The organism is Devosia ginsengisoli, from assembly GCF_024707105.1.
Lineage (GTDB): Bacteria > Pseudomonadota > Alphaproteobacteria > Rhizobiales > Devosiaceae > Devosia > Devosia ginsengisoli_A.
Genome location: NZ_JANQAJ010000006.1, coordinates 985,615 through 1,001,207 on the forward strand (window position 1 = coordinate 985,615; position 15,593 = coordinate 1,001,207).

At 64.2% G+C, this 15,593-nt stretch carries 17 protein-coding genes; 2 read left to right on the plus strand and 15 right to left on the minus strand.

What is annotated here, in order from left to right:
- From NVV79_RS08685 to NVV79_RS08700, 4 genes are all read right to left on the minus strand, one after another.
- Window positions 1-456, minus strand: coding sequence for a tripartite tricarboxylate transporter TctB family protein (locus NVV79_RS08685; RefSeq protein ID WP_303988106.1), 456 nt, complete (start codon window positions 454-456; stop codon window positions 1-3).
- The gene (locus NVV79_RS08690) at window positions 453-965 is read right to left on the minus strand and encodes a hypothetical protein (RefSeq protein ID WP_303988107.1); all 513 of its coding nucleotides are present in this window, start codon (window positions 963-965) and stop codon (window positions 453-455) included. The genes NVV79_RS08685 and NVV79_RS08690 overlap by 4 nt, the downstream gene beginning before the upstream one ends.
- A 51-nt stretch (window positions 966-1,016) precedes the next feature.
- Window positions 1,017-1,991 carry a tripartite tricarboxylate transporter substrate binding protein gene (locus NVV79_RS08695; protein WP_303988108.1) on the minus strand — a complete coding sequence of 325 codons (975 nt, stop codon included), beginning with the start codon at window positions 1,989-1,991 and terminating at the stop codon, window positions 1,017-1,019.
- 75 nt (window positions 1,992-2,066) lie between these two features.
- Complete coding sequence (locus NVV79_RS08700; RefSeq protein ID WP_303988109.1) at window positions 2,067-4,136, minus strand: 3-hydroxyacyl-CoA dehydrogenase NAD-binding domain-containing protein; 2,070 nt, start codon at window positions 4,134-4,136, stop codon at window positions 2,067-2,069.
- Between the two features lie 133 nt (window positions 4,137-4,269).
- Between NVV79_RS08700 and NVV79_RS08705 the strand changes: the two genes are divergently transcribed.
- Together NVV79_RS08705 and NVV79_RS08710 are read left to right on the plus strand one after the other, a co-directional pair.
- Complete coding sequence (locus tag NVV79_RS08705; protein WP_303988110.1) at window positions 4,270-5,031, plus strand: enoyl-CoA hydratase-related protein; 762 nt, start codon at window positions 4,270-4,272, stop codon at window positions 5,029-5,031.
- Between the two features lie 45 nt (window positions 5,032-5,076).
- Entirely contained in the window at window positions 5,077-5,805 is a 729-nt protein-coding gene (locus tag NVV79_RS08710) for a GntR family transcriptional regulator (protein WP_146290686.1), read from the plus strand.
- On the opposite strand, the gene NVV79_RS08715 is transcribed toward NVV79_RS08710, so the two are convergent.
- From NVV79_RS08715 to NVV79_RS08765, 11 genes are all read right to left on the minus strand, one after another.
- Window positions 5,802-7,061: an aconitase family protein gene (locus NVV79_RS08715; RefSeq protein WP_303988111.1), complete on the minus strand. Its 1,260-nt coding sequence runs from the start codon at window positions 7,059-7,061 to the stop codon at window positions 5,802-5,804. The genes NVV79_RS08710 and NVV79_RS08715 overlap by 4 nt on opposite strands.
- 14 nt (window positions 7,062-7,075) lie before the next feature.
- Window positions 7,076-7,690 (minus strand): fumarate hydratase C-terminal domain-containing protein, encoded by a 615-nt coding sequence (locus NVV79_RS08720; protein ID WP_303988112.1) that lies wholly within the window; start codon window positions 7,688-7,690, stop codon window positions 7,076-7,078.
- A 4-nt stretch (window positions 7,691-7,694) separates the two neighbouring features.
- Complete coding sequence (locus NVV79_RS08725) at window positions 7,695-8,564, minus strand: fumarate hydratase (protein ID WP_303988113.1); 870 nt, start codon at window positions 8,562-8,564, stop codon at window positions 7,695-7,697.
- Window positions 8,561-9,193: a carboxymuconolactone decarboxylase family protein gene (locus tag NVV79_RS08730; RefSeq protein WP_303988114.1), complete on the minus strand. Its 633-nt coding sequence runs from the start codon at window positions 9,191-9,193 to the stop codon at window positions 8,561-8,563. Before NVV79_RS08730 ends, NVV79_RS08725 begins: the two co-directional genes overlap by 4 nt.
- Before the next feature lies 1 nt (window position 9,194).
- A complete protein-coding gene (locus NVV79_RS08735; protein ID WP_303988115.1) occupies window positions 9,195-10,370 on the minus strand; it encodes a CaiB/BaiF CoA-transferase family protein in 1,176 nt (391 codons plus the stop codon).
- A 2-nt stretch (window positions 10,371-10,372) separates the two neighbouring features.
- Entirely contained in the window at window positions 10,373-11,038 is a 666-nt protein-coding gene (locus NVV79_RS08740) for a glutathione S-transferase family protein (RefSeq protein ID WP_303988116.1), read from the minus strand.
- Between the two features lie 65 nt (window positions 11,039-11,103).
- On the minus strand, window positions 11,104-11,898 hold the full coding sequence (locus NVV79_RS08745) for an alpha/beta fold hydrolase (RefSeq protein WP_303988117.1): 795 nt from the start codon (window positions 11,896-11,898) through the stop codon (window positions 11,104-11,106).
- 89 nt (window positions 11,899-11,987) lie between these two features.
- Window positions 11,988-12,761 (minus strand): exodeoxyribonuclease III, encoded by a 774-nt coding sequence (locus NVV79_RS08750; protein ID WP_303988118.1) that lies wholly within the window; start codon window positions 12,759-12,761, stop codon window positions 11,988-11,990.
- A complete protein-coding gene (locus NVV79_RS08755) occupies window positions 12,758-13,402 on the minus strand; it encodes an alpha/beta family hydrolase (protein ID WP_303988119.1) in 645 nt (214 codons plus the stop codon). Before NVV79_RS08755 ends, NVV79_RS08750 begins: the two co-directional genes overlap by 4 nt.
- A gap of 175 nt (window positions 13,403-13,577) precedes the next feature.
- Entirely contained in the window at window positions 13,578-14,654 is a 1,077-nt protein-coding gene (locus NVV79_RS08760) for a tetratricopeptide repeat protein (RefSeq protein ID WP_303988120.1), read from the minus strand.
- Between the two features lie 5 nt (window positions 14,655-14,659).
- Window positions 14,660-15,565, minus strand: a complete 906-nt coding sequence (locus NVV79_RS08765; RefSeq protein WP_303988121.1) for a Ku protein — start codon at window positions 15,563-15,565, stop codon at window positions 14,660-14,662.
- Between the last annotated feature and the right edge of the window lie 28 nt (window positions 15,566-15,593).

Here is a 15,593-nt window from a genome sequence, read left to right on the forward strand (position 1 = left end):
TCACCACCAGAAGGGCTTGAGCGGCAGGTTGAAGCCGAGAATGAAAACCAGCCAGGCGAAGAATGCGACGCCGGCGGCCAGGATGAGCGAGTTCCGGATATTGGTTCCGGGTTCGGCGAAGCGGCTGATGAAGACCAGCGCGAAAGTGGCCGGGATCAGCCCCGCCGTGGTCACCAGTGCGGCGAAAGCCACGAGGCCCGCGACGATCACCCCGCTGATGCGGCGGGGGATATCGGGCTTCTTGGCGAGGCTGTAGCGGGCTTCAAAACCGACGGCGACGGCGAGCAGCATCAGCAGGACGCCGATGCTGACCGGAAAGAAGCCGGGGCCGATGCGGGTAATGGTGCCGACGCCATAGCCATAGCCCTCGAAGGCCATGAAAGCGCCAAGTACGAAAAAGATGGCAGCGGCGCCCAGCTCCCACGGGTTGAGGGTTCGGCGAGATTGCGTGCTCAATTGGTGTTCTCCGAAACGAGGCGGGCCTTGAGGGCAGGGGCAAGCCCGCCAGCCTGCCAGACTTCAATCATCTGCGGGGCAAACGGCCTGAACTGCAGGCTGGCGCCGGTATCGACATTACGAACGAAACCCTCGGCAATATCGACCGCGACGGTTTGGTGATGGGTCACCATGGCACTGATGCCGCGGCAGGAAATAATGGGTAGCCCGACATTGAGGGCCTTGCGGACAAAGGCGGAGTCGGTGCTTTCGACCAGCACGGCCTTGATCCCGGATTCTTTCATCGCCACGCAGGCATGGGGGTGGCTGTGGTGGCCGAAATTCTTGCCGGCGACGATGATATCGCCGTCGCGCACCTGGCTGGGGAATTCGGGCTTCAGCGTCAGGAAGCACATCGCCTTGAGGGCGGGAATATCGAAGCTGCCCAGGTCGGGAACCTGGGAATATTGGATAATGCCGTCATCGGCGCTGATGTTGTCGCCAAAGGTCCAGGCGCGCCCTTGTATCATTTGCCGTCTCCCCAAGCGTGGGGAGCGCCGCTGGCGCTCCCCCTGATCCAGTTATTGTGCGCCTTCGACGCCGGAGGTCTCGATCAGGCCGAGAACGGTTTCGGCGTCGGACTTGATGAAGTCAATGAATTCGGGCGTGGACTTGTAGAAGATATCGACGCCCGACTGCTGCAGGCGCTCCTGCACTTCGGGATTGTCCAGGGCTTCGGCAATCGCGGCGTCCAGCTTGGCGATCACGTCGGCGGGCGTGCCGGCGGGCGCCGAGACGCCGTACCAGGTGCCCATTTCATAGTCGCCATAGCCCAGTTCGCCCATGGTCTGCACGTCGGGCAGCAGGCTGGCCCGCTTGGTGGCGGCCACGGCCAGCGGGATCATGTCCCCGCTCTGGATATGGGCGACCAGCGGCGGCGCATTGAGGAAGCCGGTATCGACATTGCCGGCCAGGATATCGACCGTGGCCGGCGCCACGCCGGCATAGGGGATATGCAGCATCTGGGCGCCGATACGCTGCGAGAACATGAGCGCGGTGAGGTGGGGCAGGCTGCCGCTGCCGACCGAGGCGTAGGAGACGGTGTCGGGCGCCGAAAGCGCCTTCTCGGCCAGTTCGTCGATCGAGGTAATGCCCGATTCCTTGGAAACCACCAGCACGTTGGGAACGCTGGCGACGGCCGAAACAAAGGCGAAATCGTCGATCCCATTATAGCCGGCTGCCGGGTTCAGGGCGGGGGTGATGACATGGGTGGGCGATCCGGCCAGCAGGATCGTATAGCCGTCGGGCGCGGCATGGGCGACATAGGCGGCGGCGATGGCGGTTGCAGCGCCAGTGCGGTTTTCCACCACCACGGGCTGGCCGAGCGTACGGCCCATATATTCGGCGATCGTGCGCGCGATGAGATCGGCGGAGCCACCGGCGGCATAGGGGTTGATCAGGGCGATCGGACGCGTCGGATAATCCTGCGCCTGGACCGCCGTTACGCCCGCCGAAGCGAGCAGCGTTGCGAGCCCAATGCTCAAAAGCTTTTTCACGAATTTTCCTCCCTTAGGAACGTTGCCGTTTGTTTGCGCCGGCATGAAGGCACTATAAACCAGTTAAATGACTTTTCAAGCGGATCGACGATCCTGATCGGCGATCCGCCGCAGCATGGCGTCGAGGCCCGGCGCGGTCGGCCGACCACTCATGGCGCGTATCTGCGCGAGCTCGGCATGCAGGATTTCCGGGGATTGCAGCGTGGCCCAATAGAGCGGCCCGCCCAGATGCCGGGGGAAGCCGAAGCCGTTGCAGAAGGCCACGTCGATATCTTCGGGCTGGGCGGAAACCCCTTCGGCCACCACCCATCCTGCCTCGTTGACCATGGCGGCGAGCAGCAGCGAAACGATCCTGTCGGCAGTAAAGGCCTGCCGGGCAATGCCCGCGGCGCCGGACGCGTCTTCGATCAGGCGCGTGACCTCCGGGCTGGGAACCGGCTTGCCCGCCTCATAATCGTACCACCCCTTGTCCATCTTCCTGCCGAAGCGGCCCAGTTCGCACAGTGTGTCGGGAATGGTGACGTAACGCTCCTCGGCATTGCGGGTGGCGGCAAGACGTTTGCGCATGGCCCAGGCGATATCGAGACCGGCCAGGTCGAACACTTCGAACGGCCCCATGGCCATGCCGAATTCGCGCATGGCGCGGTCGATCTCTTCAGGCAGGCAACCTTCTTCGAGCAGATATTCGCATTGGCGGCGATAGGCGGCGAAAATCCGGTTGCCGACGAAGCCCTCGCCGACCCGGGTCAGGATCGGCAGTTTGCCGATGCGGCGGGCGAGCTGGAGCACGCTGGCCAGCACATCCTGTCCGGTCTGCGCAGCCTGCACGACTTCGACGAGTTTCAGCACCGATGCGGGGTTGAAGAAATGCAGGCCGACCACGCGGTCCTTGCTTGTCACGGCCTCGGCCATGGCGTCGATATCGAGGTAGGAGGTGTTGGTGGCCAGGATCGCGTCCGGTCCCACGATGGTCTGCAACTGCGCGAATAGCGCGGACTTGGCCGCCATATCCTCGGGAATGGCTTCCACCACCAGGTCGCAACCGCCCAATTGCTCCAGCGTAACGGGACGGATGCGGTCGAGCAGGTCGGTCACTACCGGCAATTCGCCGCGCTTGACCAGTCGTTCACCCGATTGGGTGATGCGCCCCATGGCCTGGGCCAGCACATCGGCATTGGCCTCGACCAGCAGCACCGAAAGCCCACCGCGCGCCAGAGCATAGGCGATGTCGCTGCCCATCCGCCCCGCGCCGATCACGCCGACCTGGCGGATGGGACGGCCCGTGACACGGGCCGGCAGCCGGCCGGCCCGCCGTTCGGCCTGGAACAGGTAGCGCAGGGCCCTCGATTGCGGCGAGAGGCGCAGGCGCAGGGAATAGGCGCGCTCCAGTGCCAGCGCATCGGCCGGGGGCAGGGTCAGCCCGCGCTGCAGGGCTTCGATCGCCACAGGCACGGCGTCGGCGCCGCGGGCCTTGGCGGCAAGTGCAGCACCAGTTGCGGCCAGAGCTTGCTGGTCATGAGGGGGAGCCGGCAAGTCGAGGCAACGGCGCTTTTGCTTATGCGTCTCGAGCCAGGCAAGACAGGTGGCGATGAGATCGCCATCCGCTATCTGGTCCACGAGCCCGGCTTCGAGCGCCCGCGCCGCGGTGAGGCGCTGTCCCGTCGCCACCATGTTCAGCGCCAGCTCCGCCCCGACGAGGCGCGGGAGCCTGACCGTGCCGCCGGCGCCGGGGATCAGGCCAAGCGTAACTTCGGGCAGGCCCAGAACCGCATCGGCGGATGCCACTCGCCAGTCGCAACCCAGCGCCAGCTCGCACCCCCCGCCCAAAGCCGCACCCCTGATGGCGGCAATAACCGGCATGGGCAGGCTTTCCAGCCGCTCGATGATTTCGGGCAGATGCGGAGCTAGTGGTGGGGCATCGAATTCGCGGATATCCGATCCGGCGACGAAGTTGGCGCCGCCGCCGACCAGCACGATTCCGGCAAGGTCGGTGCGGTCCGCCAGGGCGTCCAGCGCCGCCAGCAGAGCCGACCGCATGGCATGGGAGCCCACATTCAGCGGCGGGAAATCGATGGTGATCACAGCGACCGGGCTGGTCGTCAGGATTTCGGTCTCGACGGTGCCAGGAGCCGGGATACTGGACATCGTTTCCTCGTTCAGCCAAAAATGCAGGTCAATGAGCTTTATGTGAAAAAGCTCCAGATGCGGTCGCTTGTCAACCACGTTAAATCTCTTTAACTGGTTTTATGACCTTTTGGTAGTTGAACTGGAGTTTCGAATGTCCCTGGTGGTGGAACGAGCAGGCAAGGTTGCAACGGTCAAGATCGATCGCCCGCCCGCCAATGCCCTGACGCTGGCGCTCTACGAGGAGATTGCCGATCTGTTCGACGAACTCTCCGGTGACAGCGCCGTCAGTTGCATCATCCTGACCGCCACCGGATCGCGGGCCTTCTGCGCCGGGCTGGACCTCAAGGAATTCATCACCGCGACGGTCGAGGAAGACCCCCATCGCGCGCAGATCGTGCGGCGCACTTTCGCGGCGGTTCGTCACGCCAAGGTTCCGGTTATCGCTGCCGTCAACGGCCCGGCTCTGGGCGCTGGATGCGTGCTGGCCTCGGTCTGCGATATCCGGCTGGCCGCGCCCAATGCCACTTTCGGCCTGCCCGAGGTCAATGTCGGGCGCTGCGGCGGCACGGCCCATATGGGCCGGCACCTGCCGCAGGGAATCCTGCGCCAGATGGTATTCACCGGCAAGCCGATCTCGGCCGACGAGGCGTATCGCTTCGGTTTCGTCAACGCCATTCATGCGGGAGATGCACTGCTGGGTGCGGCCGAGGAGATGGCCGCGATCATTGCCGAAAAGGCGCCGCTGGGACTGCGGCTGGGCAAGGAGTCCATGAATGCCGCCGAGTTCATGGCGGTGGATGATGGATATGCGCTTGAGCAGACTTATAGTACTCGTTTAATGACGACCGAGGACGCCAGAGAGGCGGCACGCGCAGTGGTCGAAAAACGCGCTCCGATCTTTGTCGGACGATGAATATATGCCACCGCACTGGCGGGTATCTGGAACAGTGAGACCAATATGGCCGGCATTGACCTAAATCGAAGCAGCGTTTCCCGTTATCTCCAGCTGGCTTCATTGTTTCGCGAAAAGATCAATTCGGGGCAGTGGAAGGTCGATCAGCAGATTCCCACGGTCGAAGATCTGGCGAGCGAATATGGCGTGGCGCGCGCCACGATCCGGCAGGCGCTGGATCAGTTGGGGCGCGACGGGCTGATCGAGCGCTTCCGTGCCAAGGGTACGTTCGTGCGCGGTAATTCGCAGCCGGAACTGTGGTGCTCGGTGGGCACGGACTGGTCGGGCCTGCTGCAGCCCACGGCCGATGCGCGCATCGAAGTGCTGGATGACGAAGCCGATATCGTGCTGTCCGACGTGCCCTATCTGATCGGGGAACTGGCGCCGCTCTATCGCCGCCTGAGGCGGCGGCACTGGCGCAACGACACGGCGTTCCTCTTGACCGAGGTCTATATCGACGAGCGGCTGCGCAAGTTCCTGACCGCCGAGGACATTGCGTCCAAGACGGCGTTGCGGTTGGTGCACGATATTCCGGGTCTGGCCATCCAGGATGCCCAGCAGACCCTGATCGTGGGTTCTGCCGATGTCGAGACGGCGGCGGCGCTGGATATGCAGTTGAACGCCCCGGTGGCCAATGTCTATCGGCGCGTGGTGGATGCCGACGGCATTGCGGTGCTGATCGCCAAGGGCACCTATCAGGGCCACCTGGTGCGTTTCGACATCAAGCTCCGCTAGCTTGCCAGCAGGGTCCGCGGGTCGACGACCTGGCCGGCCACTGCCGCTGCCGCCACCACATAGGGGCTGGACAGGTACGAGCGTGCCTCGCGGCTGCCATTGCGGCCGTGATAGTTCATCTGGTGCGTGGAAAGCTGCACTTCGCCGGGATTGAGGAAGCCCTCATAGCCCCAGCAGGTGGTGCATCCGGGCGCCAGCACGGTGGCGCCGGCCTGCATGAAGATCTCCAGCAGGCCTTCGCGCGCCGCGCTGGCATAGACCTCGCGGCTGCCAGGCGTGATGTAAAAGGTGACATGGGGGGCGATGCTGCGTCCCTTGAGGATTTCGGCCGCCGCCCGCATGTCGTCCAGCCGCGAATTGGCGCAGGAGCCCAAAGCCGCCTGGTCGATCTTCAGCCCGGCAAGGCTGCTCGCGGGCACGGCATTGTGCAGTTCGGGCGGCGGGGAAATCATCGGCTCGATCGCCGACAGGTCATAATCGTGCTCGTAGTCGTAATGCGCGCCGACGTCGCTGGCGATGGCTTCGATATCCGCTCCGCCCCGCTCCCGCGCATAGGCCAAAGCCAGTTCGTCCACCGGCATCAGGGCGCTGTCGGCCCCGGCATGGTAGGAGCAGGCCAGCAGCGACTGGCGCTCGTCCAGGCTCAGGCCGGCAATGGCCGGGCCGGCATATTCGATACAGGCCTGGCTCAGCAGGTCGGTCTGGGCGAAATCGCGAATGATGACCTGCACCAGGTCGCGGGTCATCACGCCGGCCGGCAGCTTGCCATGGAGGTTGAAGCGCACCGAGCGGGGCACCATCATCCAGTTCTCATCGGTGAGTTGGGACACCACGACTTCGGACGACATGGCGATGTTCAGTGCCCCGACTACGCCGACAGTGGCGATATTGGGCTCGTCGGAAAAGATCAGGTCGCCGGGCTTGGCAAAGCCATTCTCGGTCATCACCAGATGGCGCAGGCCCGAGCCGGGGCCATAGAAACGGGCGCCGGTTTCGCGGGCGAAATCCTGCATTTCCCGATGCGCCTGATAATAGGGCGTGCCCATGCTGGCCGAGGTGGTGTGGTCGACGACCATGACCACCTTTTCCGGCCGCTTGAGCGTGCTGCAGCCGGCCTGCTGCATGATGCGCTTGCGCGGCCCCCAGGAGATTTCCTGGCAGACGGTATAGGCGGGGGACACGGTGACATATTCGCCAGGCAGGACGGTTTCGCGTCCCGCAGCGCGCGCCACGATCTTTTCGGCCATTGTCAGCATGATGGGTCTCCGGCCTATTGTGTCGCTGCCCGCTGGCGGGCGAGTTGTTCGAGAATGCCGGCCCGCTTGGCGGCGGCGGTTTCGTCAATGTCCTGATAGAGGCTGCGGCCCTGCGCATCGATCGCCACTGTCAGGGGACCCAGCGCCTCGACCTCCAGCTCGACCAGCCGGTAATGGGAAATCAGGTCGTCCCAGGCCACCTGCCTGATCTGCCTTATGGCCGATGAAATGATCGGCGCGCCGCCTCCGAGAAAGGACAGGTAAACGCCCCCGACCTCGCCCAAAGCCTTGGCGCATTCGGCATCGAGCCCACCCTTGCCGCCGATGCAGCGCAAGCCGAAATGCCGGATGATCCTGGGCATCAGGTCGTTGAAGCGCGTGCTGGTGGTCGGGTTCATATAGAGGATTTCGAAGCCGTTCTCGGTTTCCTGGCTGTAGCTGCCGAGATGGAAAAAGGCGCTTTCCTGCAAGTCGATCGGAGTCGGCTTGCCACTCTCGATGCAGTCGATGATGCGGTGATGCGTCGGAATGCCCGCCGTCACCACGATGGGCCCTGATAGCGTGACCATGTCGCCCAGCTTGAGGTCGGCCACGTCGGCCCGCGTGGCGGGCAGGGTGATATTGCGCATGACTCTACTCCAGCCGTTCGATACGCCCATCGCTATGGATGCGCGCGATCGACCGGCGGTTGATCCAGCAGTTGAATTCGACCGCAACGGGGGTAAAGCCGTGCCCGGCGGCATAGTTGATGTGGACGCCCAGCACGGTGGTGTCGCCGCCAGTGCCCATCGGGCCGTAGCCGAGCTGGTTCACCGCGTCATAGAGGCGCTTTTCCATGGCGGCGACCATCGGCTCGGGATGCGGCTGGCCGATCTCGCGCAAAGTGCCTTCCTTGGCCATCTTGGCGCAGTAGTCGAAGGTGCCGCCAATGCCCACGCCCATGACGGTCGGCGGGCAATGCTGCGAGCCGGCCTTGATGGCGACATCCAGGATATAGGTCTCGATGGTTTCGAGCGTCGGGAAGGTGAACAGCTCCATCGCCGCCCAGCGGCCCGAACCCAGTGCCTTGGGCGAGCAGACGATCTCGATGTAATCGGCATCCTCGATCAGGTCATAGGTGATGATCGGCATGTCCTTGCCGTGATAGCCTCGCTCCAGCGTGAGCGGGTTTGTCACATGCTTGAGCAGCGGCGGGTCGATGGTCTCGACCAGATGCTCGAAACCGGCGCGGATGGCCGATTTGATATTGGCGTTCCAGTCGGCCTTGGTGCCGATGCGCACGACATAAACCGGCACACCGGCATCAGAGCAGACATAGCGGTCGGCGCTTTCGGCCGCCATGGCGCTATGCAGCATCATGTTGAGCGTCTTGCGCGCTGTCTCGTTGGTCTCGGTTTCCCGCGCGCGGCTCAGTGCTGCCTTGGTGTCGTCGGGCACCCGGCGCAAAGCCCAGGAATAGAGATCCTTGGTGGCCTCGAAAATATGCTCGTCGCGAATAGTCATGCGCGAACCTCGCTGGCGGGCAATTCGGTCAGCGCCGCGCCCAGCGGGCGGATGCCCGACCCTTCGCCCTCGGGCACCGGGACCAGATGCGTGTTCACCATCATCGCCACCATGGTGTAATAGCCGACAATGCCGGTCAGCTCCACCACGCCGCGATCGCCCCAGCGCTGCCGTACGGCGGCATAGATGTCGTCGGGCACCTGACCATGCTGCAGCAGGAAGCGGGTGAATTCGTAGATTTCATGCTCCGGCTGGCCGGAAAATTGCACTGGCTGTGCATTTTCGATCTGCTCGAGCGCGGCAGCGGAAATGCCGGCAGCCTTGGCGATGCGGCTATGGACCGCCCATTCCACGTCGCTGTTCCAGCGGCGGCCGCAGACCACGATGGCCAGTTCCTTCAGCGCCTCGGGCAGCACGGTGCGATAGCGGATCAGCGCGCCGAGCTGCTGCCATTTGTCGGCCAGTTCGGGGCTGTGGATGACCGCGCGCAGCGGCCCCACCATGCGGCCGCGCGGGCCGCTGACCACGGTGTCATGCACCGCCCGCTGCTCGGCGGTCATGTCTTCCGGCTGCGGCAGCTCGATGCGGGCAGCGGGGGAAACGGGGAAGCCGTAATCATGCCTGCTCATGTCAGTCCCCGATCTCCTTGAGGATTTCGGCAGTATGCTCGCCCAGGCGTGGCGGCAGGCGCTCGAATTCCAGGCTGTGATGGGCGAATTTCATCGGGCTGAGCACCTGCGGCACATCGCGGCCGGCGGTATCCGTGAAGGTTTTCAGCATCTCACGATGCACGACCTGTTCTTCCCTGAACACCCGGCTCACCTCGTTGATCGGTCCGCAGGGAATGCCGAATTCCTCCAGCCGCGCCAGCCAGTCATCGAGGTCGCGCTGCAGCAGCATCTCGCTGACCAGCGGGTGCAGGCTGTCCAGGTTCTGCACCCTTGCGGCGTTGGTCGCATAGCGTTCATCACTGGCGAGTTCGGGATTGCCGACGGCCTCGGCAAAGCGGCGGAACTGTTCATCGTTACCCACGGCGAGAACGATGTGGCCGTCCCGCACGGCAAACACATCCTGGGGCTGGATATTGGGGTGGCGATTGCCCCGGCGCACCGGGTCCTTCTGCGACACCAGATAGTTCATCGCCTGGTTGGCCAGCATGGCCACCGAAACATCGAGCATGGCCACGTCGATATGGTCGCCCTTGCCGGTCTTGGCGCGGCCGACCAGCCCGCCCAGCACCGCGACAGCGGCATACATGCCCGTCATCAGGTCGATGATCGGCACGCCGACCTTCTGGGGGCCGCCGCCGCGCTCGTCGCTCTCGCCCGTTACGCTCATCAACCCGCCCATGCCCTGGATCATGAAGTCATAGGCCACCTGCGCCTTGCGCGGTCCGGTCAGCCCGAAGCCGGTCACCGAGCAATAGAGCAGGCCGGGATTGTCCGCCGCCAGATCGTTGTAGCCCAGCCCGTAGCGATCGAGCGTGCCGACCTTGAAATTCTCCAGCACCACGTCCGAGCGCGCGGCCAGCGTCTTGACGGTGGCGATATCGGCGGGGTCGTTGAAGTCGATCTCGATGGAGCGCTTGCCGCGATTGGCCGACAGGTAATAGCCCGATTCCCGGCTCTTGCCGTTTTCGGCATCGTCGAGATAGGGCGGGCCCCAACTGCGGGTATCGTCGCCGACGCCCTTGCGCTCCACCTTGATGACATCCGCACCGAGATCCGCCAGCACTTGCCCCGCCCAGGGGCCGGCCAGCACGCGGCTGAGGTCGAGAACACGAATTCCAGTCAGGGGGCCGGCCATTATTATGATTTCTGCATGAAATTGATAAGGGAAGTGGAGTCCTTGGCAGCCGGGGGCGCGTCGTCCTTCGCCGCCGTTACCGCCAGCGACGGGCGCCGGGAAACCCCGGCATACCAGTCGGCAAGGCGTGGGGCGGCGAGCCGCCAATTGCTCTGCGCAAAGCGCAGGTCGAGTTGGCCCAGCGTGCAGGCAATGCTGATATGGCCCAGGCCGAACGGGGTGGCGGTCAGTTCGCCCGCTTCGCCTTCCAGCGCCTTGAGGCTGGCTCTTGTCTTGCGCTCGAACCCTTCCAGCAGGGCCGGATCGGGGTGGTCGCGCAGATATTCGAAGCGGAACAGCAGCAATATGTCGGTAAAGCCGTCGCCGAAAGCCTGCCAGCGCAGATGGGTAATTCTCTCCGCGCCTTCGGCGGGCAGCAGGCGCGGACCACTATGCTGCGTGTCGAGATATTCGCAGATCACCCGGGAATCGAACAGGCAACTGCCGTCATCGAGAACGAGGGCCGGAATCTTGCCCAGGGGATTGTCGTTGAGGATGTCGTCACCGGGCGGCGTCGCCAGCGCGACGACCGTGCGCACGCGCTCGACATTTTCAAGCTGACCCGTCTCGTGCAGCACGATCATGACCTTGCGGACGAACGGGGATCGCGGGGACCAATGCAGCTTCAAAAAACGCCTCCACAACACGATTACCGATGCCGAACCTAGAGTTCGGGCACATAAAAGTCAATTAGCTAGCTTTTAGTAATAAAGGTCAGGAATGCTTCCATGGCGCGGTTGAAAACCTCGGGCTTTTCCACATTGGGAATGTGCCCGGCGCCCTCGATGACCGACAGGCTGGCGCCCGGAATCGTCTCGGCCATCGTGGCCATGACAGCGGGCATGGCGCCGTCATTGGCACCGGCCAGCAATTGCACCGGCACACTCAATCCTGCTGCGGCTGCGGTAAAATCATAGTCCTGCAAGGCCGTTGCGCAGGCGCAATAGCCCTCGGTTCGCATCTGCGCGGCAGCCTTGCGCAGAGACTCGGCGCCACCGCTGGCGATAAAGGCCGGGTCGAACCAGCGGGAGACCGTATCGTCGGCGACCTGCGCCATGCCCGTGGCCCGGGCCAGGTCGATGCGCGCCTGCCAGGTCTGCCGCCCGCTGGGCTGGGTCGCCATCTGGCCGTCGGACAGGATCATCGCTGTAACGCGACCGGGATTGCCGGCAGCAAAATTCAGCCCTGTCGGCACGCCCATGGAGAGGCCGACATAGATGCAGGCGGCGATGTCGAAATGGTCCAGCAACGCCCCAACGTCGCCCGACAAGTCGGCGAAGCTCACGCTGGCCGGCGCGTCGGAGCGGCCATGGCCGCGCTGGTCATAGGTCAGGATATTGTAGCGCCCGGCAAAATGGGCTTCCTGCGCCGCCCATATCGTATGGTCGGTCATCAGCGAGTTGGAAAAGACCAGCCATGGCGCGCCGGGGCGCGGCTCGGATATCCCGGCAAAGATCCGGCAGCCGCCGACCTCGACAAAGTGCTGCATGACTTTTATCACCCCATAGTTCATATGATTGAGCTAACATGGGCTTCGCGACGGGTTCAAGTCCCTAATTGGTCGGGTGGGTCTCCGCCTCAGTCCCGCAACTGGATCCAGGCCGGCGCATGGTCGCTGGCGCCATCCTCACCGCGAACATTGCGGTCCACGCCGGCGGCGGTCAGCTTGCGCGCCAGGCTTTTGCTCAGCAGCAGATGGTCCAGCCGCAGCCCGGCATTGCGGGGCCAGCGGTTCCGCATATAGTCCCAGAACGTATAGATGGTCTCGTCCGGATGCGACTTGCGGATGGCGTCGGTCCAGCCCTGCGCCAGCAGCGCGGCAAACAAGGCCCGGCTTTCGGGCTGCACCAGCGCATTGTCGCGATAGGATTTGGTCTCATAGATATCGCGCGGTTCGGGCACGATATTGTAATCCCCCACCAAAGCCACCGGCAGGCCGGTATCCCACAGGCCTTGGGCATGGGCCAGAAACCGCTGCATCCAGGCCAGCTTGTAGCTGAATTTCGGCCCCGGCTGCGGATTGCCATTGGGCGCATAGAGGCAGGCGATCAGCACACCATTGACCGCCGCTTCGATATAGCGCGCCTGCCTGTCATCCGGATTGCCCGGCAACTCGCCCTGCGTCAGCACCGGCTCGCTGCCGCGCGCCAATATGGCCACGCCGTTCCAGCTCGATTCCCCGCGCCATACCGCGCCATAGCCGGCATCGGCCAAAGCGGTAGCCGGGAACTGCCGGTCGCTGGCCTTGAGTTCCTGCAGGCACACCACGTCAGGCGCGCCATCGGCCAGCCACGCCATCAGGTTGGGCAGGCGCCTGTTGATGCCGTTGATATTGTAGGTGGCGATCTTCACTTCGCGATGCGCTTGGCCCAGGCGTCGATGCTGGTGGCGATGGTCTTGAGATGATCGGCCGTGGAGAAGCCGGACAGCGCCTTGCGCGGCTTCAGGTCATGGTCGCCGTCTTCGAGGAACTGCACCGTGATGGCGGGGGACAAGGTGTAGCCGGCAATTTCCTCGGGCGAGCCGAATTCGTCGCGCGTGCCGTGGAAGATCATGGTCGGCGTCCTCAGCTCGGCCAGATGCGCCGTGCGCAGGGTTTCGGGCTTGGCCGGCGGATGGAAGGGATAGCCGAGGCAGACCAGCCCCGTGATGCGTCCGGCTTCGAACAGACTGTCGGCCACCATGCTGGCCACGCGTCCGCCCATGGATTTGCCGCCGATCAGCAGCGGTCCATTGGTCGGGCCGAGATCGTCCACCGCGGCGATGAATTCGGGCATCACCTTGTCGGCCCGCGGCGGCGGCTTCTTGCCCGCATCGGTGCGACGGCTGGCCATGTAGGAGAATTCGAACCGGGCCACGCGCAGACCTTCGGCCGCAAGCGCCTTGGCGGTGGCATTAATCGACGCCGAATCCATCGGCGCGCCCGCGCCATGCGCGAGCAGGATGGTGACGCGGGCATCTTCGGGGCCGTCGAAGAGAAAGCTGGTGGGCATGGGTTTGGTCCGGTGATTTGGATCAACCTATCATGATGGAGAGATCGGAGTACCCCCTCCCAACCTCCCCCTGATAGGGGGAGGAGCCGCGCAGTGCTCGGGCAACATTGCACCACGCGCTCAATCTGTTCCTCCCCCTATCAGGGGGAGGCTAGGAGGGGGTATCCGCTAAAAACTACCCCGCCTTGTTCAACGTCCGATTGGCCAGCCCCACCCCGGCCCGCGCGCGTCGTGCCCAGTCCGAGTCACTGTCCAGCTCCAGATAGCGCAGCCACCATTGTCGCGCCGCCGCCAGGTCATGCGCGTCATATTCCAGCGCAGCGAGATTGTAGACCGCATCGGCATAATCAGGATCCAGTGCCACCGCCCTGGCCAGGTGCTCGCGCGCCGCCGCCACGCGACCCATGTCGCGCAGCACGCCGCCATGGTTGAACCAGGCCTCGACGAAATCGGGATCGCGCTTGATGGCGGTGATATAGGCCGTCGCCGCTTCGCCCAGATTGCCCAGCTTGCGCAGGCAATTGCCGAAATTGAACGCGGCCACGGCATCGGTCGGGTCGATGCTGGAGCAGTGTTCGTAAAGCGTGGCCGCCTCGGCGAAGAGTTCGGCCGCCTCCGCCGTTTCGGCCAGGCCGAAATAATCCTCGGCATCCTCATCCACTTCCGGCAGCGGCAGCAGGCGCTGGCCGTCCAGTTCCGCCAGCGAATGGGCGTCCCTGGCGACGATCCGCGCCGGCCCATCGGCCTGCAGGGTCAGCGCCGTCAGCGAGCCCACCGGGCCGATCCGGTGCACGGAGCGGGCAATGGCGCTCCAGCTCGCGCCTGATGCGACCAGTCCGGCATATTTCTTCGCCAGGATGACGTCGCGGAACGAGAAGGGCTCCACATGGTGCTCGAAGGCGTCGAACAGCGCCAGCAGGTCCAGCACCTCGCCATCGAGGCGCGACTGGTCGAGCATGGCCTGGCGGGTGATATTGGCCGTGGGCACTGGGGGCAGGCTGCGCAGCAGGCGCAGGAAGCCGTTTTCGCTCAGCAGCGGCACCTGCTTGTCGCGCGCCTCGGCGACGCGGCGTTCGATTTCGATCTCGTCCTTGCGGGCCAGCAGGGTGCGGCCCAGCACGACGGCGGTGGTGCCGCGGGTGATGTTGCGGTGCAGCCGCCCGCCCAGGCCCTGCACGCGCCGTGTCGCGAGCCGCAGCGGGAAGGCCTGCAGGGCGCCGATCACCCCATAGCTCTCCCCGCTTGCTCGCATCTAGGTCAGGCTTTCTTTTTTGCGGCCGCCTTTGGTGCTGCGGCCTTGGATGCTTCCAATGCGGCCTTGAGCGATGCCTTGGCGGCGGATTCCTTGGGCGCGGCAGCCGGCGCCTTGGCCTTGCTCCTGGCGGCCGGCTTGGCTTCGCCCAGGCTCGCCTTCAGCGCGTCCATCAGGTTGATAACATTGCCGCGTTCGGGCGCCGCTGCAATGATTGGTTTGTGGCCCTTGAGCTTTTCCTTGATCATCGACATCAGCGCCTGTTCGTAGCGGTCTTCATAGGCCTTGGGGTCGAAATGGGTGACCTTCTGGTCGATCAGCTTCTGCGCCAGGTCGAGCATTTCCGCATCGGGCTTGCCCTGCGGGATATTGTCGAAATATTCCGCCGTGCCGCGCACCTCGTTGGGATTGCGCAATGTGGTCACGAACATGCCCTTGTCGCGCGCGCCGATGGTGACGACGCGTTCGCGGCTCGACAACACCAGCCGGGCAATGGCCACCTTGCCGCTCTTGCGCAGGGCTTCGCGCAGCACGACGAAGGTTTCCTCGGCCATGGCCCCGTCGGGCGCCAGGTAATAGGGCGCGTCCTGGTAGATTACGTCCACCTCGCTCTCATCGACAAAGGCTTCGATATTGAGCGTGTGGTTGGATTCGATGCGGACGGCTTCGAGGTCTTCGTCCTCGATGATGATATATTGCTTGTCTTCGTATTCGTAGCCGCGCACCAGGTCGGCGCGCTCGACCAGCCCCAGTTCGGGGTCGACCGGCTTCATGTTGATGCGGTTATGCGTGTCCTTGTGGAGCTGGTTGAAGCTGATGCGGTCCGACGTCGATGTCGCCGGGAACATCTTCACCGCGCAGCTCACCAGGCTCAGTCTGATATGGCCCTTCCAACTGGCTCTGGGTGCCATTTGTCGTCTCCTACGCGCGAATACTACC

Bases quoted from the DNA above. Each gene is read 5' to 3' on its own strand.
- NVV79_RS08690 (WP_303988107.1), bottom strand. From the start codon at position 965: ATGATACAAGGGCGCGCCTGGACCTTTGGCGACAACATCAGCGCCGAT.
- NVV79_RS08700 (WP_303988109.1), bottom strand. From the start codon at position 4,136: ATGTCCAGTATCCCGGCTCCTGGCACCGTCGAGACCGAAATCCTGACG.
- NVV79_RS08705 (WP_303988110.1), top strand. From the start codon at position 4,270: ATGTCCCTGGTGGTGGAACGAGCAGGCAAGGTTGCAACGGTCAAGATC.
- NVV79_RS08710 (WP_146290686.1), top strand. From the start codon at position 5,077: ATGGCCGGCATTGACCTAAATCGAAGCAGCGTTTCCCGTTATCTCCAG.
- NVV79_RS08715 (WP_303988111.1), bottom strand. From the start codon at position 7,061: ATGCTGACAATGGCCGAAAAGATCGTGGCGCGCGCTGCGGGACGCGAA.
- NVV79_RS08720 (WP_303988112.1), bottom strand. From the start codon at position 7,690: ATGCGCAATATCACCCTGCCCGCCACGCGGGCCGACGTGGCCGACCTC.
- NVV79_RS08725 (WP_303988113.1), bottom strand. From the start codon at position 8,564: ATGACTATTCGCGACGAGCATATTTTCGAGGCCACCAAGGATCTCTAT.
- NVV79_RS08730 (WP_303988114.1), bottom strand. From the start codon at position 9,193: ATGAGCAGGCATGATTACGGCTTCCCCGTTTCCCCCGCTGCCCGCATC.
- NVV79_RS08735 (WP_303988115.1), bottom strand. From the start codon at position 10,370: ATGGCCGGCCCCCTGACTGGAATTCGTGTTCTCGACCTCAGCCGCGTG.
- NVV79_RS08745 (WP_303988117.1), bottom strand. From the start codon at position 11,898: ATGCAGCACTTTGTCGAGGTCGGCGGCTGCCGGATCTTTGCCGGGATA.
- NVV79_RS08755 (WP_303988119.1), bottom strand. From the start codon at position 13,402: ATGCCCACCAGCTTTCTCTTCGACGGCCCCGAAGATGCCCGCGTCACC.
- NVV79_RS08760 (WP_303988120.1), bottom strand. From the start codon at position 14,654: ATGCGAGCAAGCGGGGAGAGCTATGGGGTGATCGGCGCCCTGCAGGCC.
- NVV79_RS08765 (WP_303988121.1), bottom strand. From the start codon at position 15,565: ATGGCACCCAGAGCCAGTTGGAAGGGCCATATCAGACTGAGCCTGGTG.